Here is an 18,711-nt window from a genome sequence, read left to right as displayed (position 1 = left end):
TATAGGCGCACCAGTAACCTTCAATGGCGGCTGTGCGTGTGGGCACCTTCGGGTGCGCCGGATTCCTATATCTCCGGTCTGCTAACCCGCGTACAGTCGCCACCCTTCGTTTAGCAGCGACGTGTGGTGAATTCCTGAACTGATATAGGGTTACACCATGAAAAAACTCGTCCCTGATCCACCTCCCGTCCTCTGCGTCGGCCCCGGCCTCTATCACGCCGAAGCCATCGCCCGAGCTGCCGAGCACCTCAACAAAGCCATCCACGGCGCAGGCGCATTGCCTGATCGACCTACTCCCCGTAATGAAGCGGAACTGAGCAATATCCTGCTGGAAATGAGGATTGCCAAAGCGTTGCTGGGCGTGGCGTTGTCGGCCTCACCGGTGACGGTGGAGGTGTAGAACAAACCTGTGGGTCCGGATATCCAGGCACGCCACCGCGCCTCCTGCCACTGCGGCGCGGTCTGCCTGGAACTGCTCGCTGTGCCGGCGGCGGGCTGCGGTGAAGGTGGCCAGGAATTCTGGACCAGCGCCTCCTGCATCAGACCGAGGTTTCTACAGAACTGTTAATGCCGCTTTAATCCCGGCAATGCCGAGTGGTCACCCCCCCTCGGAAAACAGGAAGCAAGCCCCGTGAAACGCACACTACACGCTGCACTCCTTGCCGGTCTGCTGGGTTGCGGCCTGCAATACGCGACCGCCGCCAACGTCTATGGCCCGCAACTGGAAGGCTTTGCCTACCCTTATCCCCTGAAGCACCTGAACTTCACCTCGCAGGGCAAGGACCTGCAAATGGGCTACCTGGATGTACCCGCGCAAAAGCCTGAATCGACCGTGGGCACAGTCGTGTTGCTGCACGGCAAGAACTTCTGCGCGGCCACCTGGGAAGACACCATCAAAGGGCTTAGCCAGGCCGGTTACCGGGTGATCGCCCCGGACCAGATCGGCTTCTGCTCGTCGAGCAAACCCGAGAACTACCAGTACAGCTTCCAGCAACTGGCGCACAACACCCACGCACTGCTGAAGCACCTGGGCATCGACAAGGCCAGCATCGTCGGCCACTCCACCGGTGGCATGCTGGCGACCCGCTACGCGCTTATGTACCCCTCTGAAACGTCCCGGCTGGTGATGGTCAACCCGATCGGCCTCGAAGACTGGAAGGCCATGGGCGTACCGTACCGCACGGTCGATCAATGGTTCGAGCGTGAGCTGAAGGTGACGGCGGAAGGCATCAAGGCCTACGAACAAAAGACCTATTACGATGGCCGCTGGAAGCCGGAATACGACAAATGGGTGGAGATGCTGGCAGGGCTCAATGCCGGGCCTGGGCGCCAGGCAGTGGCGTGGAACTCGGCGCTTATCTACGACATGATCTTCACCCAGCCGGTGGTGTATGAGTTTCCGAAACTCCAGGTACCTACCCTGCTGATGATCGGCCAGACCGATACCACGGCCATTGGTAGCGATATCGCACCGGCTGAAGTGAAGGCGAAGATCGGTAAGTACCCCGAGTTGGGCAAAGCCACGCAGAAGGCGATACCTGGGGCGGAGCTGATCGAGTTTGCGAAGTTGGGACATGCTCCGCAGATGGAGGAGCCGGGGAGGTTCAATCAGGCGCTGCTGGGGTGGTTGGCGAAGTGATGGGGTGCTGACGACTGAAGTGCTGGATTGAGCAGCAGTGTCCTTGAAGGAAAAAGGGGACAGATTTATTTTCCACTCCACGCCATTCACTCGCAGAGAAAAATAAATCTGTCCCCTTTTCCCTTTTCCGTCCCCTTTTCCCCAGGTTACTGAAAACGGGAAAAAGCGGGAAAAAGGGGACAGATTTATTTTCTACCCTAGACCGTCCGCTTAGCTGGCAGCCGAGAAAATACCCCCCCCTTTCCCATTTCAAACCTTTATATAAAATCCTTTTCGCACACAAAATAAAACGAGAGTTTCACTCTCTACTCAACAACGCTAGTTCAGTCGAAGAGCTACACGCGCCCTTTTTCGTCCGCTTTTTTGCTACTCCTCATCCCCAAACGTTCTAGGCGCAGCGTATTCACCGCCTACGATAACCGGGCACCAGCCGAACACTCTATTAAACATTTCCAAATCAACAATCCTATACACATCATTTTCAATCTCCTCTAGAGTTATTCGACCAAATCCATAGTGGGTATATTGCCCCCCAACACCAGCTGCTGCCCTCCTCTCCAGCTCTGCCCTATCCCATTCCGAGACTATTCCTGATACCTCTGGCAGTGGCTTTAAAAACGATATCTCAAACTCTTTTGCAACTTTGCAAAAGCATGGGATAAATCTCAAAGCAAGCAGACCCTCTGTAGACAAATTCTTGATAAAAGAAATATTTAGCTTCATTTCGACACACTCCTAGGAATGACGATATCACCAGAGAAAAAAAGCAGAGAAAATAAATCTGTCCCCTTTTCCCACCACCTTGCGCGTGGTGCGGTTGAGCAACTTGACCCGCAGTCGCGCCTCCAGTTGCTGGACCAGTTGGCTCACCGTGGTCTTGCTCATGTGCAAGGTGCTGGCAGCGCGGGTGAAACTGCCGGTTTCCACCACGCGGGCGAAGGCCTGCATCGCATCGAAACGGTCCATCGGGGCTCCGGATTGTCTGGAATCTGCAAACAGTGCTGGCCAGCATTGCCTGTTTATCGGGGGCGGACAAGGGCCTTACCGTAGGCGGGTTCCTTGCACATTCTGGAGTTAGCGATGAATCAGCGTGATGTGGTATTCCCGGCCGGGCGCCAGGCTTTGTACGAAAAGAACCGCTATTGGGCGGCGGTGCGCGCCAATGGCCTGCTGTTCGTTTCCGGGCAGGTCGGCAGCCGCGAGGATGGCTCGCCGGAGCCCGGGCTCAAGGCTCAGGTACGCCGGGCCTTCGACAATCTGAATGCAGTGCTGGCCGCCGCCGGCTGCAGCTTCGACGATGTGCAGGATGTCACGGTGTTCATGGTCGAGCCGCAGAAGATCTTCGAGGAGGTCTGGGAGGTGGTGCCAGAGTACTGGGGGCAAGCACCCTTTCCGACACTGACGGCGGTCGGGGTGACCTGGCTTTATGGATTCGATGTGGAGATCAAGGTGGTGGCGAAGTTGCCCGAGAGGCGCTGAAGCCGTTCACTTTCCGCTGGCCATTTGCGCCTATTGTTCACTACGGCCTCTTGGTGCCATGGAAGATCCGGAAAAATAAAGGTGCCCCTCTTTCTGCGGATTAGTGCAGCCCGCAGAGGCGCTCAATCGTTCACCGATGGCCGATTTGCCCTACAAACATCAGACCACTTCCGACTTTCATGTAGGCAATTTCCCAAGCATACTTTTTCGCCCCATCCAGCGTTGCGCTCCTGGAAATGGTTGCCTAGCCTTCGCCGGTCGTTGTCCAGCAACGACCGGCTTTGACAGGCCGGAAGACCGTTTTTCGAGGAGACGCCAGTCGTTATGGCGGCTGTGCGTGTGGGCGCCTTCGGGCGCGCCAGGTCGTTCTCCTCATGGTCCCTGGTCTGTCAACCCACGCACAGTTACCACCCTCCTGGTTTGACAGCCGGTTCGTGGCAGCACCTGTTGACCAGAGGAGCACGTGATGAAGAAGCTTGTCCCCGATCCACCCCAACTCACTCAAAGACGCATCACCACACTGACCCATTTCGGCTCATGCAATGGCGCGCATCCGCCACTGTTCGCCATACACCCGGAAGCCGATATCGAGGATGCGCTGATGCATCTGCATGCGGCGATAACCTCGGCGTTCGAAAGCAATGCCCAGCTTTGCGAGATGCTCTCGCGCCCGCTGGCGGACAAGGCTTGGGCGACCTGGCAATCATTGGAGATTTGTCAGGCGCTGCTGGAGACATTGCGTGGAGAGCCTTGTTGCCCGCAGGGTCTGGGGTGAAAGGTTGAAGGCTGCTTAGGCGGCCTTTTCTATTTGGAGTGGCTCAGAGGGTCAGGAGCTAAGTAAGTACCATTCGGAAAGATTTATTTTCTATTTGATGCCATTCGTCTAACCGACGAAAACTAAATTTGTCTCCATTCATCTCAAAACAGCAGGAAATGGTGGCCTTTGGCCTTGATTTGAGACTGACTAATGAGCGTCCTCTTCGTCTTTCTGAAAGCCCAAACGCTTTATAACTTCGTCTTTAAACTCCTCCACAGCCCTAACATCCAGATTACTTCTCGTACACTTAGAAAGAGCAGGCATCAAATAGTAGGCCATCAACTCCACATCTGCCTTTTCCTCTGGAATATAATTGACAAGCTCTTTTAATAAGACTCTGGCAGGCATGATGGATGCAAGAGCCTCGTACGCGCGCCCCGCAGCAAACGGAACCTTCCTGAGGTAGTAGTTAGCCAACTTCCGCTGCTCGTTGCGCCCCCAAGAACGATGAGGAATAAGCACAAATGCTTCGCTGTATTCCTCTGAGCTTATGGGATACCTATTTATCAGCCACTCCGCCGCTTGCTCGGAAGTCATCCCAGAAATCATCAAACATTCTACTCCACGCTTCTCATTCATTACCGGCCTCAAAGCGAGTTAAATAGATCTCTTGGCAGCCCCGCATTCTCACTCATACTACTAGGCGGCTTATAGTGACCAGAATTGTTAGTCCACTGAACTATTGAACCACGACTCGGACCATCATTATTACCAAATCTAATAGAGCCCGCATACTTTACCTCACCGCCTCCGCTTAGACCTAGGTGGGTGGAGTAGTCTTGATTTACATTCGGCCTTGACACTCTAATACTCCCATCGGGCATCGTCACAAAATCATATGAGCCTGATGGAGTAATTCTACTCCCGGATGATGTTTGTAACCAGTAGCGCCCTGCTTCGTCCTGCACAAGGGTCCTGACAGGCCTCTGGGCGACTGCGGCATCATTCGGTCTCAGATTTACAAGCGTGCCTCGTTCTGTAACATTCAGAAAAAAGGGGACAGATTTATTTTACGTAAGGACGCACCATTCAAACCTGCCCCCTTTTCCCTCTTTGCCCAATCCAACTAGCAGAAGCGCCTGATCAAATATTTTCGATACGCTTCCGGAGCAGAAAAAATCAATTTTGAAAAATCCAACCCGTCGACAAAATACATTTCAACCAACGACTCAAAAAAATAATAATGCTCGGCAGGCAACTCACTCAAGGCTTGGGAGTTATCCAGACAGAATCTAACCATATCATTCAAAGAGGCAGCATTGGCCATGGATCTCGCAATTTCCTCATAAGCAGATATATACAGCTTTGACTCAACAACCCCCTGAACACCATCAAACTCTTCCAAAACTGCGTTCAGCCCTTCACCAGAAAGAACCTTAGAAGTAACCAGCCGCTCTACAAAATCAAGAAACACCTCAGCGCTTGATCGCATCAGAAAGTTCCTTTAAAAGCTCACGAGCATAATCGATATCCCTTTGAGTGTACGGATAGCTTCCAGGCGGCTGATTATCAGCCTTTCGAATAAAATTGTTAAGCCTTGTCTGCATCTCAACAGCTTTCTGAGTATGCCCCACAGTAGAAAGCAGATCTCCCGTCTGATTTTCATATCTGAGAGCGTCACCCAACCCGCCATTGCCCACACGAGCTCCGTTTTTTCTACAGTACTGGCTAGAACAGAGCGAACACCATTCGCATCCTCTACTACCGCAACAGCCATAGTTATTCGGCCTTGAGAGTTCTGGTATTTGAGACTGATTTTCACTTACACGATTTTGGACAAGATTTGATGGATTGTTATAAGCGAGATCTCGCTCTAAGGATACACCTGCGCCTTCTGCACCGACTAGCCTTGGTGTTCTTTAAAAAACCTCATGCCTCAGCAACTTAAAGCCACCACCTTGTCTAATTAATTTTTCTATATCAGCAGAACGACTTGTAGCGTTTACGTAGAGCAAAATTTTATAGCTAGCGTAACTCTGCTCTACTGGATCGCCATCCAAAGGATCAATATTAAATTTTAAAATAAAATTCTCTGAATCACTCCTGCCCCACATATAGTAAATACCCCCTTGATAAGAGCTATCCCTTTCCTCAAAAATCTCTCCCAGCGCTCTTTCCACATCGCTTCTCGCCGACAGAAGACATGATTTTTCCGCACCATAGAGATCATACACAATAGTCATTTCGGTAACACCACACTCGGAGCACGACTTGCGGCAGTTGCCGCAGAGTCATAGATAATAAAATTAACTTCGCGTCCTGCTTGGGCACTCATCTTACTCGACAAATCTTTCAGGCCAAGCTTGCAAATCTCTTGCACTCAACGGCCCCGTACGAGTTCCGCCACTCCTCAAACTTATTCCTAAGAATTGAGCGCGCTGCAAAAGTTCTGGACTTGCCAGAGAAAAAGGGGACCGAAAAAAGGAAAAAAGGGGACGACCGAAAAGGGGACCGACCGAAAAGGGGACAGATTTATTTTCTGAGAGAAAAAATCTATCCCCTATTCCGTCCTTGCTGACCAAACCACGTCGAGCAGCAAGGGCTGAGGTGAGGAAAAATGGACACCCGAAGCATGTTAAGTAAGTGCCATTCAAAACTATCCCCTTTTCCCAGTCCCCTTTTCCCAAACAGAATTCTGCCAGAAGCGAAAATCATCAGCAGCATAAGTCGCTGCATTGCCTGCGCCTTTTGCACTATCTAATCAACCGAGACTGAAGAGAAATAAAACGACAACTTATTATCCTCAAGATCGCTCAATTGATAACGCATCCTGTCCAAGCCAGAATCCAGCTTATTCACGTTCATATGCATCAACTGAGTCAATCCGCCGCCAAAATCACGGCACGTAAACTGGCTGACGTCAATGAACCTGATACGCACGACATCAACCCCTGCCTTTTCAGAGGTCGAAATCGATAGAGATAAGTCATAAGCCATCGCATCCACGCTCAACTGAATACTAATTTCATGCAAGCAATTGTGAGCAACAAGCAAATCATTCAATTCCAGAACACTAATCATTGTTTATTCTCATCTCTTTCCCCTTGGGGCCATAGCCAGGACCATATTGGACCAAAAAAGCAAAAAAGGGGACGAAAAAAGGGGACAGATTCATTTAATACTTGAACGTGGCCTACCTTGCCCACGCCACTCTACTCGAGCACCACATATTCTTTCAACCTCATCAACAAAACGAGTTATCCCTGTCAACTGACCTCGCTGTAAGGCCATTCTGATGTGATCCAACTCTCCCGATGGGGTAGCTTGTCTGACAAAGGATATATATCGGTCCACCATTTCTTCAGGCGTTTCGCCCAACGACTCAAAACATGGGGCAATGTCCAGCCAGTCAAAGCCCGCCTGCGAGTTGATTCGAGCTCGATAGCTCGACCAAGGGTAATCTTCTGGCTGAATAACCATAAATGCTCGTACTGGGTTCAACTCGATGTACCGGCAGCACGCTAGCAGATAGGTTTCTGATTGTACGACACTAGATTTATAACGGCTCTCCCATAACGTCCCGGAGCGCCCCTCCAATTTGTTGCGGTAGCGGGTAGTACGTCCAGCCAGCGCTTTCATAAACTGTCCAAGACTGGCTACTACCGCCCCTGGCTGCACCAATAAATGCACATGATTTGTCATGAGGCAGTACGCATAAACTTTTATACCAAATGCGTCCTTAAGCTCACGCAGGTCGGTAATGTAACGCTGATAGTCCTGCGGTGCTGCAAAAACGATTTGTCGATTGTGACCACGTTGAACAACATGGTGGGGATAATTCGGTAGCACTACTCGTCCAATTCTCGGCATAGCAACCTCACTCCGTTGAGGCCTTTCAGTTTAGTCGCCTGATCTGGAATAGCCGCAGCGCGTGACCGTAGCAAAGTAAGACATTTTATGTTCCCCTCGACTCCCCCCTACACCCGAGAAAATAAATCTGTCCCCTTTTCCTTGTCCCCTTTTCCTAGACATCCCTGGCTTCGCGGGCAGCCACCGAGACCTGGCGGCTGTCGGCGGTCAGCTGGGTGACATCGTCGAGGGTGAGTATCGATATGGAGACAGGCTATCGAAAAAGGTGAGAAAGAATAGATTCTCTACATGCTCGCACTTCGCCTAACGACCACCAAACTTAACATCCCGCAAAATCCTTATTAACTCTAAAACATCACTCAAAACCTCTCTATCCCCCTGACCATCCAAAGCCATATCCAAGAGAGCAACAATTTCTTCCAACTCCCTCACATGCCCAAGCCAACAGCTTTTGTCTAAACCCGCAAGAGCCTTTATAAGCTCGCCATCATAGAAATCTCCAGCCAGCACATCTACCCTAAGCATGTTCAGCGCAATGTACAATATTTCAGGAACAAAAATACCTTGTCTAATTGCGCGACAAATATCACCAACAGAAAGGCAATCTATAGGAATCTCTCGAACAGCGTCATACCAGTCACCCAACGACGACCGCTCCCCCTCGGGGTTGTATACCCGCCCGTGTCTCAACTCAAAATCACGAAAATTCATATTCCAAAGCCTTTTGAGGAGCGTTCAATTCTTTTGATAGCTTCCAGTACTTATTGCCGGGCAGCTTGAACCGAAGGGTTGTTCACACCCTTTAAGGTTTCAACATGATTCCTCGAGCCACCAGGCCTTAGCCGTTAAAAATAAATCTGTTCCCTTCCCCGTCTTCGTACGAATACTGTCCAGGAACCCTGAAAACACCACTGCGGGAAATTACATCATCTGTACTATCAAGCAAAAACCTGCCAGCACGCATTCCATCCCACCTCAAGTGATGATCAGCCCAGTGGCCAGCGAGCACGCAGAGACAAAAAAATCCATGGACATCTCGACATAGCTACCCTCACCAGCGGAGAGAGCATCTTGCAATGTGACAATACCCTGTTCAAAATCCAGAAAAACATCAAAGCAATTAAACTCAAGCTCCGTGAACAGAATAGTGCTTGAGCGCAACCGCTCTTCGAGGGCACTTTCCAAAACAGAGCGAACGGCACCGTTTAACTCCTGGTCGATAAATCGTCCGATCAGTGCACCCTGGCCATTCATAACCATTCCTGACAATGAGATACATGATGAAAAGTATTGACGCCGACCGGCTGATCGCGTTCATCCAGGACCACGGCGTGGCAGGTTTTGGGACCGCTTGCGCGGTCCTTCGCAGGCAAGCCAGCTCCTACGGACTTTCGGGTTGTCCCTGGTGCCGCGGAAGATAAAGCGACACCGTAGTCCCCGCGCCTTCCTGCGATGCGATATGCGCCTGCCCCCCGGATTGCTGGACGAATCCATAGATCATCGACAGCCCCAGCCCCGTGCCCTGCCCGTCGGGCTTGGTCGTGAAGAACGGCTCGAACGCCCGCTCCATTACATGCGCGGGCATTCCGCAACCGGTGTCCGACACCGTCAGGCACAGGTAACCGCCCGCCGGTAGTTCGAGGGCCACTGCCCGCTCGCCGTCGAGATGCAGATTGCTGGTCCTGACCTGGATCCGCCCGCCGTCGGGCATGGCGTCACGGGCATTGATGCACAGGTTGAGCAACGCGTTTTCCAGTTGGCTCGCATCGACGAAGGCCGGCCAGAGGTCGAGGACGCCGAGGGTCTCGATGGAGATGCCCGGGCCGACGGAGCGCTGTATCAAGTCGAGCATGCCGCGAATCAGCGCATTGACGTCGGTGGCCTTCGGCGCCAACGGCTGCCGCCGGGAGAACGCCAGGAGCCGCCGGGTCAGGGTCGCGGCCCGGGTGACCCCGCCCTGGGCGGCCGCCAGGTATTTGTCGAGGTCGCCGAAGCGCCCCTGGCTCACGCGCCCTTCGAGCATTTCCAGGGCACCGGCGATGCCGGCCAGCAGGTTGTTGAAGTCGTGGGCGATGCCGCCGGTCAACTGGCCGACCGCCTCCATCTTCTGCGACTGGCGCAGGCTGGCTTCGGCGGCCATGAGCGCCTGGGTCCGTTCTTCGACCCGTTGTTCGAGGGTGTCGTTGAGCAGGCGCAGGGCTTCTTCGGAATGCGTGCGCTCAAGCAGGTCGGCGGCCTGGCGGGCGAGGATGTCCAGCAGGCGCAGATCGCGCTCGGAAGGATGGTGGGGGTGACGCCAATGGGTCGAGATCATCCCCAGCAACGCACCGCTGCGCGACACCAGCGGCGTTGTCTGCGCCGCGCGGATACCGGTGCGACGGAACGCTTCCAGCTCCTCGGTCCCGGCGATTTCCGGCCATTGCTCGTAATCGGCAATGATCGCCCGCTGCCCGCAACGCAGGGCCAGGGCACAGCTGCTCAGGGCCTGGGGGCTGACCCAGTGCCAGAACGCCACCGCCTCGCCAGGCAAGTGCCGCGCGCACAGCAACTGCAGGCCGGTGACGGCGCCCTGGCCGTGGTCGCGGGCGGACAACACCTGCATGGTGCCGAACTGCGAGCCGCCGATGGTCACGGCCGCATCGACGATCTTCTCGTAGAGGGCTCCGAGGTCCTGCTCGCCGATCAGCGTGGTGCTGATGCGGTGCACAAGCTCGAGGTCCGCCAGGTCATCGACCACTGCCTGGAGGGGAGCCGCGTGCGACTCCGAAGGTTGAACGACATTGGTGAGGGTCATGAACGGGGGCCTGGCGAGCACGCGGGGAAAGATGATGAGTGTATTCGACAGGCTGGCGCCGGTATATCCCGCTCAGCGGCGCCGTTCGAGCAAAACCAGCATGCCAACGATCAACGCCCGCATCCCCTCATGCAGCTCCACCTCCATCTCCGACTCTTCCCCGGCCCGGTCCGCCTCCAGCAGCGGCTCACGACCGGACACGGTGTACACCGTATCCGCCACCGCAAACCCATGGAACGCCACGGTTGAAAGCAACCACCGCGCCTGCTCCAGGCTCAGCCCGTAAGCCTGGGCGATATGCGCCTGGTGCGCATGGATCTTGTCGATCATCGATTCGGTGGCCGCCAGGCGGCGGATGACGTAGGGCGTCAGGCCCGGATGCGCTTTGACGAAGGTCTGGACCGAGGCGGCGAAGCCGGTCAGGTAGTCCTCCAGCCCCTGCGGTGCGTCGGCATCGGCCTGGGGAATCTCCCAGCGCTGGAAGATCTCCTCGGCCACCAGGCATTTGAGCGCCTCGATATTGGCCACGTGCTTGTACAGCGCCATATGGCTCACACCCAACGCCGCCGCCACACCGACAAAGGTCAGGCTGGGCAGGCCGATGGCGATGCTGACATCGGCAATGCGTTCGCGGGTGATGGTTCGCGGGCGGCCGCGGCCGGGGGATGGTGCTGGGGATTCCATGGATGACTCCGCTTTCGTGCTTTACCGAGACCTTACTGCTTTGCATACATCCTGTGGGAGCGAGCTTGCTCGCGAAGGGCCGCACAGCGGCCCTAAAACCATCCAGCACGAACAACTGTCATGTGCGGTTATGGATTCGGTATCTGGTTGATCGCAATCATCCAGATGTACTCGCATGGCAGGTTTTGGGACCGCTCTGCGGTCCTTCGCGAGCAAGCTCGCTCCCACACTATCCGCGCTGCATTCAAGCATCCACAGGGTCCGCGTCGTGCTTTGAAGAAGTGTCTTGTAGCCGTCTTGTCGGGTTTTCGCAAATTAGTTTATATTCATGCAACTAATTATTTCCGCGCTCCTCCAGGCCCGCTTCATGTCCGACTCCTCCTCTGCAAACCCCATCAAACGTGTGCTCAGGCCGATCCGTGGGCGCCTGATCACCGCCGCGCTGCTGGCCGCCAGCGGCTCGATGCTGACCCTCGCGCCCCTCGCCGGGATTGCCGAAATCGCACGCCTGGCCTTGAACGGTGACCCCATTGGCTCGCTGGTGCTGCTCAGCGTCGCCAGTCTGTTCGCCGGCATGGCGTTGATCACCGCCGGCGAGTGGCTCGCGCACCAGGCCGATAACCGCATCACCCACCACCTGCGCACCGCCATCGCCCAGCGCCTGACCCAGGTGCCCCTGGGCTGGTTCAGCGAGCGGGCGTCGAGCGAGGTGAAACGGGCGATGCAGGACGATATCGGCACCCTGCACAGCCTTACCGCGCACTTCTACACCACCCTCGGCCGGGCCCTGGGCGCGGTGCTGATTTCGCTGGTCTACCTGTTTGCCATGGACTGGCGCATGGCGCTGATCGTGTTGCTGCCGTTCCCGGCGTTCTTCCTGTTCCTGCGTCGTGCGGTGCAGGCCAGTGCGGCGCATATGGACGAACTGGTCGCCGGCATGGCCGGGATCGACAACGCCGTGGTCGAGTTCGTCAACGGCATGCCGCTGGTCAAGGCGTTCGGTGACCGGGGCACTGCGCAAGACCGCTACCGCACTGCCGTGCAGAGCTTCGCCCGCACCTTCGGCACCTTCACCCGCCCGCTGGTGGCGTCCATGGCCCGGGCCAATGCCCTGATCGCCCCCGTGTCGGTGCTGGGCCTGGTGCTGTTGACCGGGATGGTCTTCGTGACCCTGGGCTGGAGCGAACCGCTGGATATCCTGCCGTTCGCCCTGGTCACGCCGGGCCTGTGTGCGCCCCTGCAGTTGCTGCACTACATCACCCACGACCTCAACCACGCGGTCGGGGCCGCGCAACGGGTGCTGGCCCTGCTGGATACGCCGGTCCTGCCCGCCCCTGCCGTCGGTCAGGAACCCCAAGGCAACGAGGTGCGCGTTGAGCGCGTCAGCCATGCCTACGTCACCGGCACCCCGGTGCTCGACGACATCAGCTTCACCCTGACCCCAGGCACCACTACCGCCATCGTCGGGCCGTCCGGTGCCGGCAAGTCGACCCTGGCGCGCCTGCTGCTGCGCTTCTTCGACCCCGACAGCGGTCGCATCACCCTCGGCGGCGCCGACCTGCGGCAACTCGACAGCCGCACGCTGTACCGGCGCATCGGCTTCGTCCTGCAGGACGTGCGCCTGATCCACGCCAGCGTGGCCGAGAACATTGCCCTGGGCCTGGCGGACGCCTCCCGCGAGCAGATCGAGGCCGCCACGCGCCTGGCCAATCTCCATGAACGCATCCTGCAATTGCCGCGCGGCTACGACTCGGTGATCGGCGAAGACGCCCTGCTTTCCGGCGGTGAACAGCAACGCCTGAGCATCGCCCGCGCCGTGCTGCTCGACCCGCCGGTGCTGGTGCTCGACGAGGCCACCGCCGCCGCCGATGCCGACAACGAAGCAGCGATCCAGCACGCCCTGTCGCGCTTCGCCGAGGGCCGCACCTTGCTGGTGATCGCCCACCGGCTGGACACGGTGATGCACGCCGACCGGATCCTCGTGCTCGACGGCGGCGTCATCCGCGAGCAAGGCCATCACACCGAGTTGCTGGCCCGCCAGGGCCTGTACGCCCGCCTCTGGCAGCAAGGCCGTTACCAGGACACCGCGACATGCTGAACACCCTGAACCAACTGCTGGGCGATGCTGCCCCGGCCTTGCGCCGCTATCTGTGGATGACCGTGCTGTATGGCACCTTCAGCGGCCTGACCATCAGCACCCTGGCGCCCCTCATGCTGCACCTGCTGAACGGCGATAACGCCGCGGCCGGCCTGTGGCTGGCAGCCCTGGCCGACGGCACCCTGCTCTGCTGGATCTGCCGCCGCCGGGTCGAGCACGCCGGCATCGCCGTGGCCACCGCCGTGCTCCGCGACGGCCGCCTGCGCCTCGGTGAGCATGTCGCGCAACTGCCGCTGGGCTGGTTCACCCCGGATAACACCGCGCGCCTCGGCCATGTGATCACCCATGGGCTGATGGCCGTGGCCCAGTTGCCGGCCCATGTCTTCACGCCGCTGATCGCCGGCAGCGTCATGCCGGTAGTGCTGGCTCTGGTGCTGTGCGCACTGCACGGTGCGCTGGGCCTGATCGCCCTGCTGGCGTTGCCGCTGCTGGTCGGCGTGATGCTGTTCAGCGCTCGCCTCGGCCGGCGCGCCGACCAGAGTTTCCAGCAGCACTTCGCCGAAGCCAGCCAGCGTGTGGTCGAGTTCGCCCAGGCGCAGTCGGTGCTGCGTGCGTTCAATGGCGCGGGCGGCGCCACCCGGCGGCTGGACGAAAGCCTGGAGCGCCAGCGCCGCAGCGGTCGCGCCTTGATCCTGCGCTCCGCGTTGTCGGCGCTGCTGAACAGTTGGGCGGTACAGGCGACCTTCGCCGCGTTGCTGGTGGCGGCGAGTTTCAGTTTTGCCGGGCATGACGGGCTCGCAGTGAGCGTGGCCCTGGTCATCGCCTGTCGCTTTATCGATCCCTTGCAGGACGTCGCCAGCCACGTCGAGATTCTTCGTGGCAGCGAGGGCCAGCTCAAGGAGATCGAACGCATCCTTGCCGCCCAACCGCTACCGGAACCCGCCGCGCCACAGCAACCGGTAGACGCGGCGATCGAGCTGCAAGGCGTGAGCCTGCGCTACAGCGCCGACGGCCCCGATGTGCTGCAGGACATTGACCTGCACCTGCCCGCCGGCAGCATGACGGCGATCATCGGCGCCTCGGGCTCGGGCAAGACGTCGCTGCTGCGCCTGATCGCGCGCTTCTTCGATGCCAGCCAGGGCAGCGTGCGGATCGGCGGCGTCGACCTGCGGCAGATCGACCGCGCGACCCGGGTTGGCACGGTCAGCCAGGTACTCCAGGACACCTGGCTGTTCCAGGGCAGCATCGCCGACAACATCCGTATCGGCCGGGCCGACGCCAGCGACGCCGAAGTCCTGCGCGCCGCCCGCCTGGCCGGCCTGGGCGAAGTACTCGAGCGCTTGCCCGAGAGGCTCGACACACAAGCCGGCGAAGGCGGCGCCCGGCTCTCGGGTGGCGAACGCCAGCGCGTGACCATCGCCCGCGCGTTGATCAAGGAAGCCCCGGTGCTGCTGGTGGACGAAGCCACCGCCGCCCTCGACGCGCACAACGAGGCGCTGATCATCGACACCCTGGCCAGCCTGCGCGGCCAGTGCACCCTGGTGGTGGTCGCGCACCAGTTGAATACCGTGGCCATGGCCGACCATATCGTCGTGCTCGATAACGGTCGGATCGTCGAGCAGGGTTCGCCGGACGCCTTGCGCGCCAGTGGCGGCCATTACGCGCGCTTCCTCGAACAGCGGCAGGCGGCGAGCGGCTGGCGAATTGCGCTGGAGCACGACGGATGCGCCTGAGCTGGCTGCTGGCCTTCTTCCTGTTGTGCCTCGCCTCGCTGGCGGTCGGTGCCCACGAACTGGCGTGGTCGCAGCTGTTCAACCTGGAAGGCGACCTGTGGCTGACCCTGGGCGCCAGCCGCCTGCCGCGCCTGGCCGCACTGATCCTGGTGGGGGTCGGGCTGGCGGTGTGCGGGGTAATCCTCCAGCAGATCGTGCGCAACCGCTTCGTCGAGCCCGGTACCAGCGGCGGCCTGGATGCCGCGCGCCTCGGCATCCTCCTTTCCCTGAGCCTGGCCCCGGCGGCCGGGGCGCTGACACGGATGTTCTTCGCCCTGCTGTTGTGCTTCGCCGCCAGCGCGCTGTTCGTGATGATCATCCGGCGCATCCGCGCCCGAAATGCGGTGCTGGTGCCGGTCATCGGCCTGATGTACGGCGGTGTGCTGAGCGCCGTCGCCGAGTTCTACGCCTACCGCTTCAACCTGATGCAGAGCATGCAGGGCTGGCTGCTGGGCGACTTTTCCAAGGTGGTGCAGGGGCGCTACGAGATCCTCTACCTGATCCTGCCGATCATCGTCCTCACCTACCTGTACGCCCAGCGTTTCACCGTACTCGGCATGGGCGAAGGGCTGGCCACCAGCCTCGGCCTGAACTACACCGCCAACGTCGCCCTCGGCCTGATGCTGGTGGCGGTGACGGTGTCGGCCAGCGTGATCGCCGTCGGCGCGATTCCCTTCGTCGGCCTGGTGGTGCCCAACCTGGTCGCCCTGCGCCATGGCGACAACCTGCGCCGCACCCTGCCGATCATTGCCCTGGCTGGCGCCGCCTTGCTGCTGGTCTGCGACCTAGTCGGGCGGCTGTTGATCTACCCGTTCGAAGTGCCCATCGGCCTCACCGCCGGTAGCCTCGGCGGCCTGGTGTTCCTCGCCCTGATCATCCGGAGCCAGCGATGAAGCGCAGCTACCTGGCCTGGGCCGTGGTACTCGCCCTGGCCCTGGTCTTCCTGTTCGCCGGTGCCGGGCTGGACTTCGCCTATGTGATCCCCAAGCGCTTCGCCCGGCTCAGCGCCATGGTCATTGGCGGGGTCTGCGTGGCCTGCTCGGCGATCGTCTTCCAGACCCTCACCGGCAACCGCATCCTGACCCCGGCGATCATGGGCTACGAGGCGGTCTACCTGCTGCTCCAGGCGCTGCTGGTCCTGATCGTGGGCATGCAGGGGCTGGTACTGCTGGGCAGCGACGGCAACTTCCTGCTGTCGGTGCTGATGATGCTCGGCTATTCGTGGGCCCTGCACCGCTGGCTGTTCCGCGACGGCAAGAGCAACGTGTATTTCCTCCTGCTGATCGGGCTGGTGCTGACCCTGGTCATGGGTACCCTGACCCAGTTCGTCCAGCTCAAGGTCAGCCCCGGCGAGTTCTCGATGCTGCAGGGCTACACCCAGGCCTCGTTCAACCGCGCCACGCCGCGCCTGCTGCTCGGCTCGGCCGTGCTGGTGGCGGTGCTCTGCGTGGTGCAGGCGCGAACGCTGGCAGTGCTCGATGTGCTTGCCCTGGGCCGTGACCAGGCCATCTCCCTCGGCGTGGATTACCGCCGCCAGTTGCGCCTGCAACTGGCGCTGATCGCCGCGCTGGTCGCGGTCTCCACCAGCCTGCTCGGGCCCACCGCCTTCATGGGCGTATTCGTCGCCAATATCACCTACGCACTGGCCGGCACCTTCAGGCACCGGGTCACCCTGGCCCTGGGCAGCGCCGTGGCCATCGCCGTGTTCATCGCCGCCCAGTTGCTGGTGGAACACCTTTTCAACTACCGGACCACCGTCGGCATCCTGGTCAACCTGGTGTGCGGCACCTGGTTCCTGGCCCTGATGGTCCGCACCCGGGGCACCTCATGATCAGCGTTCACGACCTGCACAAAGCCTATGCCGGCAAGCCCGTGCTCTCGGGCATCGACCTGGAATTTCCGGCCGGGCGCCTGACCTCGCTGATCGGCCCCAACGGCGCGGGCAAGACCACCCTGCTGCTGATGCTCGCCCGGCTGCTGCAGGGCGATCGCGGCGAGGTGCGCCTGGACGGTCGACGTATCGACAGCATCGCCCTCGGCGACTACGCCCGGCGGGTCGCCACGCTGCGTCAGTCAGTGGATTTCAACCTGCGCCTGACCGTCGACGAACTGGTCGCCTTCGGCCGCTTTCCCTACAGCCGTGGCGCCCTCACCCGCGACGACCGCCGGGCCATCGACGACGCCATCGCCTTCCTCGCCCTGGAGCCGCTGCGCTCGGCCTATGTCGACGAACTGAGCGGCGGCCAGCGGCAGATGGCGTTCCTGGCCATGACCATCGCCCAGCAGACCGACTGCCTGCTGCTGGACGAACCGCTGAACAACCTCGACATGCGCCATGCCCTGCAGATCATGCGCGCGCTGCGCCGGCTCTGCGACGACTTCGGGCGCACGGTGATCCTGGTGGTTCACGACATCAATTTCGCCGCCAGTTACTCCGACTGGATCGTCGCCATGCAGGACGGCCGGGTGCACTGCACCGGCAGCGTCGACGAGGTGGTGACCGAACAACGGCTGCAGGGCCTGTACGGGATCGATTTCGAGATCACCCGGGGCGCCCGCGGCCGCCTGTGCAATTACTTCAACCCACCGGGAGCACAACCATGAAACCCAACCACCCCGCCGGCTGGCCGCTGGCCCTGCTGCTGGGCGCCACCCTCGCCCTGCACGGCTGCAACGAGCCCGCGGCCGAAGCCAGGGCACCCCAGGCTACGACTGCCGCCATCAGCGTGCAGCACAAGCTGGGCACCACCGTGATCAATCACAGGCCCCAGCGCGCGGTCGCCCTGGACATGAACGAAGTGGACTTCCTCGACCAGTTGGGCGTGGCGGTGGCGGGCATGCCCAAGGACTTCGTGCCGCACTTCCTGGCGCGCTACAAGGACGATGCGCAGGTCGCGGATATCGGCTCGATCGTCCAGCCCAACCTGGAGCGGGTGCATGCCGCGCGCCCGGACCTGATCCTGATCACCTCGCTGCAAGCCAACCAGTACGCCGAGCTCAGCGAAATGGCCCCGACCCTGCACTTCGACGTGGACTACCGCGACAGCGAGGCCGGGCATGTCGAGGTGATCAAGCAGCATCTGCTCAGCCTCGGCGAGGTGTTCGGCAAGCAGGCCCTGGCCGGGCAAAAGGCCGCCGAGCTGCAAGCCCGGGTCGACCAGGCCCACGCCGTCACCCACGAGCGTCCCGAACGGGCCCTGGTGGTGCTGCACAACAACGGCGCCTTCAGTGCCTTCGGCGTGCATTCGCGCTACGGCTTCGTCTTCACCGACCTCGGCGTCAAGCCGGCCACCGACACCCTGGAGACCGGGTTGCACGGCCAGCCGATTTCCAGCGAGTTCATCCAGCAGGCGGACCCGGACATCCTCTACGTGGTCGACCGCACCGCAGTGATGGAACACCGCCCGGCGCTGAACAAGGAGACCCTCGGCAACCCGTTGCTGCGCCAGACCAAGGCGTGGAAGCACGACCGCGTGGTGTTCGTCGATCCCGAAGCCTGGTACGTCACCGCTGCCAGCCCGACGTCCCTCGCGTTGATCGTCGATGACGTGCTCAAGGGCTACGCGAACTAAGCAACAAAGGGCGGCAGCGATGCACACCTTTATTAGCAGGTGATTC

The 18,711-nt window shown here is 59.4% G+C and carries 19 protein-coding genes and 2 pseudogenes; 10 read left to right on the top strand and 11 right to left on the bottom strand.

Annotated features, from left to right (window positions below; translation table 11 throughout):
• Positions 1-157 precede the first annotated feature (157 nt).
• Positions 158-400: a hypothetical protein gene (locus tag AC2CQI_RS01665; protein ID WP_075805353.1), complete on the top strand. Its 243-nt coding sequence runs from the start codon at positions 158-160 to the stop codon at positions 398-400.
• A gap of 231 nt (positions 401-631) precedes the next feature.
• Positions 632-1,639, top strand: coding sequence for an alpha/beta fold hydrolase (locus AC2CQI_RS01660; RefSeq protein WP_484578925.1), 1,008 nt, complete (start codon positions 632-634; stop codon positions 1,637-1,639).
• Between the two features lie 366 nt (positions 1,640-2,005).
• On the opposite strand, the gene AC2CQI_RS01655 is transcribed toward AC2CQI_RS01660, so the two are convergent.
• Both AC2CQI_RS01655 and AC2CQI_RS01650 read right to left on the bottom strand, forming a co-directional pair.
• Positions 2,006-2,362 (bottom strand): hypothetical protein, encoded by a 357-nt coding sequence (locus tag AC2CQI_RS01655; protein WP_484578924.1) that lies wholly within the window; start codon positions 2,360-2,362, stop codon positions 2,006-2,008.
• Positions 2,363-2,437: 75 nt separating this feature from the next.
• Positions 2,438-2,605: pseudogene (locus tag AC2CQI_RS01650) on the bottom strand (LysR family transcriptional regulator); the annotation flags it as partial.
• A gap of 114 nt (positions 2,606-2,719) precedes the next feature.
• Here AC2CQI_RS01650 and AC2CQI_RS01645 point away from each other — a divergent pair.
• Positions 2,720-3,118, top strand: coding sequence for a RidA family protein (locus AC2CQI_RS01645; RefSeq protein WP_484578923.1), 399 nt, complete (start codon positions 2,720-2,722; stop codon positions 3,116-3,118).
• Between the two features lie 466 nt (positions 3,119-3,584).
• A complete protein-coding gene (locus tag AC2CQI_RS01640) occupies positions 3,585-3,893 on the top strand; it encodes a hypothetical protein (protein ID WP_484578922.1) in 309 nt (102 codons plus the stop codon).
• A 189-nt stretch (positions 3,894-4,082) separates the two neighbouring features.
• Here AC2CQI_RS01640 and AC2CQI_RS01635 read toward each other — a convergent pair whose 3' ends face one another.
• The 9 genes and pseudogenes from AC2CQI_RS01635 to AC2CQI_RS01595 form a co-directional block, all read right to left on the bottom strand.
• Positions 4,083-4,514, bottom strand: coding sequence for a hypothetical protein (locus tag AC2CQI_RS01635; protein ID WP_484578921.1), 432 nt, complete (start codon positions 4,512-4,514; stop codon positions 4,083-4,085).
• Between the two features lie 487 nt (positions 4,515-5,001).
• On the bottom strand, positions 5,002-5,367 hold the full coding sequence (locus AC2CQI_RS01630) for a hypothetical protein (protein WP_484578920.1): 366 nt from the start codon (positions 5,365-5,367) through the stop codon (positions 5,002-5,004).
• A 427-nt stretch (positions 5,368-5,794) separates the two neighbouring features.
• Positions 5,795-6,118, bottom strand: coding sequence for a hypothetical protein (locus AC2CQI_RS01625; RefSeq protein ID WP_484578919.1), 324 nt, complete (start codon positions 6,116-6,118; stop codon positions 5,795-5,797).
• Positions 6,119-6,632: 514 nt separating this feature from the next.
• A complete protein-coding gene (locus AC2CQI_RS01620) occupies positions 6,633-6,956 on the bottom strand; it encodes a hypothetical protein (RefSeq protein ID WP_484578918.1) in 324 nt (107 codons plus the stop codon).
• 90 nt (positions 6,957-7,046) lie between these two features.
• The gene (locus tag AC2CQI_RS01615) at positions 7,047-7,745 is read right to left on the bottom strand and encodes a transposase (protein ID WP_484578917.1); all 699 of its coding nucleotides are present in this window, start codon (positions 7,743-7,745) and stop codon (positions 7,047-7,049) included.
• A gap of 303 nt (positions 7,746-8,048) precedes the next feature.
• On the bottom strand, positions 8,049-8,390 hold the full coding sequence (locus tag AC2CQI_RS01610; protein ID WP_484578916.1) for a contact-dependent growth inhibition system immunity protein: 342 nt from the start codon (positions 8,388-8,390) through the stop codon (positions 8,049-8,051).
• A 330-nt stretch (positions 8,391-8,720) separates the two neighbouring features.
• Positions 8,721-8,999: a hypothetical protein gene (locus AC2CQI_RS01605; protein ID WP_484578915.1), complete on the bottom strand. Its 279-nt coding sequence runs from the start codon at positions 8,997-8,999 to the stop codon at positions 8,721-8,723.
• 142 nt (positions 9,000-9,141) lie between these two features.
• Positions 9,142-10,539, bottom strand: a pseudogene (locus tag AC2CQI_RS01600) (GAF domain-containing hybrid sensor histidine kinase/response regulator); the annotation flags it as partial.
• A gap of 72 nt (positions 10,540-10,611) precedes the next feature.
• A complete protein-coding gene (locus AC2CQI_RS01595; protein WP_484578914.1) occupies positions 10,612-11,223 on the bottom strand; it encodes a TetR/AcrR family transcriptional regulator in 612 nt (203 codons plus the stop codon).
• A gap of 367 nt (positions 11,224-11,590) precedes the next feature.
• On the opposite strand from AC2CQI_RS01595, the gene AC2CQI_RS01590 reads away from it, so the two are divergent.
• Genes AC2CQI_RS01590 through AC2CQI_RS01565 form a run of 6 tightly spaced genes read left to right on the top strand, consistent with a single transcriptional unit; the run spans position 11,591 to position 18,665 of the window.
• A complete protein-coding gene (locus AC2CQI_RS01590; protein WP_484578913.1) occupies positions 11,591-13,321 on the top strand; it encodes an ABC transporter ATP-binding protein in 1,731 nt (576 codons plus the stop codon).
• Positions 13,315-15,054 (top strand): ABC transporter ATP-binding protein, encoded by a 1,740-nt coding sequence (locus AC2CQI_RS01585; protein ID WP_484578912.1) that lies wholly within the window; start codon positions 13,315-13,317, stop codon positions 15,052-15,054. Before AC2CQI_RS01590 ends, AC2CQI_RS01585 begins: the two co-directional genes overlap by 7 nt.
• Positions 15,045-15,986: an ABC transporter permease gene (locus tag AC2CQI_RS01580; RefSeq protein ID WP_484578911.1), complete on the top strand. Its 942-nt coding sequence runs from the start codon at positions 15,045-15,047 to the stop codon at positions 15,984-15,986. Before AC2CQI_RS01585 ends, AC2CQI_RS01580 begins: the two co-directional genes overlap by 10 nt.
• On the top strand, positions 15,983-16,924 hold the full coding sequence (locus tag AC2CQI_RS01575) for an iron chelate uptake ABC transporter family permease subunit (RefSeq protein WP_484578910.1): 942 nt from the start codon (positions 15,983-15,985) through the stop codon (positions 16,922-16,924). Before AC2CQI_RS01580 ends, AC2CQI_RS01575 begins: the two co-directional genes overlap by 4 nt.
• Positions 16,921-17,697: an iron ABC transporter ATP-binding protein gene (locus AC2CQI_RS01570; protein WP_075805338.1), complete on the top strand. Its 777-nt coding sequence runs from the start codon at positions 16,921-16,923 to the stop codon at positions 17,695-17,697. The genes AC2CQI_RS01575 and AC2CQI_RS01570 overlap by 4 nt, the downstream gene beginning before the upstream one ends.
• A complete protein-coding gene (locus AC2CQI_RS01565) occupies positions 17,694-18,665 on the top strand; it encodes a siderophore ABC transporter substrate-binding protein (protein WP_484578909.1) in 972 nt (323 codons plus the stop codon). Before AC2CQI_RS01570 ends, AC2CQI_RS01565 begins: the two co-directional genes overlap by 4 nt.
• Positions 18,666-18,711: the final 46 nt, after the last annotated feature.

This window comes from Pseudomonas sp. P2S-1 (assembly GCF_057197725.1).
Note: the sequence above shows the minus strand (reverse complement) of the source record. Positions and strands in the feature narration are given on the sequence as shown.

What these genes read in the sequence shown, in the direction of transcription:
- AC2CQI_RS01665 (WP_075805353.1), top strand. Translation starts at nt 158, where the DNA reads ATGAAAAAACTCGTCCCTGATCCACCTCCCGTCCTCTGCGTCGGCCCC.
- AC2CQI_RS01655 (WP_484578924.1), bottom strand. Translation starts at nt 2,362, where the DNA reads ATGAAGCTAAATATTTCTTTTATCAAGAATTTGTCTACAGAGGGTCTG.
- AC2CQI_RS01645 (WP_484578923.1), top strand. Translation starts at nt 2,720, where the DNA reads ATGAATCAGCGTGATGTGGTATTCCCGGCCGGGCGCCAGGCTTTGTAC.
- AC2CQI_RS01640 (WP_484578922.1), top strand. Translation starts at nt 3,585, where the DNA reads ATGAAGAAGCTTGTCCCCGATCCACCCCAACTCACTCAAAGACGCATC.
- AC2CQI_RS01635 (WP_484578921.1), bottom strand. Translation starts at nt 4,514, where the DNA reads ATGAATGAGAAGCGTGGAGTAGAATGTTTGATGATTTCTGGGATGACT.
- AC2CQI_RS01630 (WP_484578920.1), bottom strand. Translation starts at nt 5,367, where the DNA reads ATGCGATCAAGCGCTGAGGTGTTTCTTGATTTTGTAGAGCGGCTGGTT.
- AC2CQI_RS01625 (WP_484578919.1), bottom strand. Translation starts at nt 6,118, where the DNA reads ATGACTATTGTGTATGATCTCTATGGTGCGGAAAAATCATGTCTTCTG.
- AC2CQI_RS01620 (WP_484578918.1), bottom strand. Translation starts at nt 6,956, where the DNA reads ATGATTAGTGTTCTGGAATTGAATGATTTGCTTGTTGCTCACAATTGC.
- AC2CQI_RS01615 (WP_484578917.1), bottom strand. Translation starts at nt 7,745, where the DNA reads ATGCCGAGAATTGGACGAGTAGTGCTACCGAATTATCCCCACCATGTT.
- AC2CQI_RS01605 (WP_484578915.1), bottom strand. Translation starts at nt 8,999, where the DNA reads ATGAATGGCCAGGGTGCACTGATCGGACGATTTATCGACCAGGAGTTA.
- AC2CQI_RS01595 (WP_484578914.1), bottom strand. Translation starts at nt 11,223, where the DNA reads ATGGAATCCCCAGCACCATCCCCCGGCCGCGGCCGCCCGCGAACCATC.
- AC2CQI_RS01590 (WP_484578913.1), top strand. Translation starts at nt 11,591, where the DNA reads ATGTCCGACTCCTCCTCTGCAAACCCCATCAAACGTGTGCTCAGGCCG.
- AC2CQI_RS01585 (WP_484578912.1), top strand. Translation starts at nt 13,315, where the DNA reads ATGCTGAACACCCTGAACCAACTGCTGGGCGATGCTGCCCCGGCCTTG.
- AC2CQI_RS01580 (WP_484578911.1), top strand. Translation starts at nt 15,045, where the DNA reads ATGCGCCTGAGCTGGCTGCTGGCCTTCTTCCTGTTGTGCCTCGCCTCG.
- AC2CQI_RS01575 (WP_484578910.1), top strand. Translation starts at nt 15,983, where the DNA reads ATGAAGCGCAGCTACCTGGCCTGGGCCGTGGTACTCGCCCTGGCCCTG.
- AC2CQI_RS01570 (WP_075805338.1), top strand. Translation starts at nt 16,921, where the DNA reads ATGATCAGCGTTCACGACCTGCACAAAGCCTATGCCGGCAAGCCCGTG.
- AC2CQI_RS01565 (WP_484578909.1), top strand. Translation starts at nt 17,694, where the DNA reads ATGAAACCCAACCACCCCGCCGGCTGGCCGCTGGCCCTGCTGCTGGGC.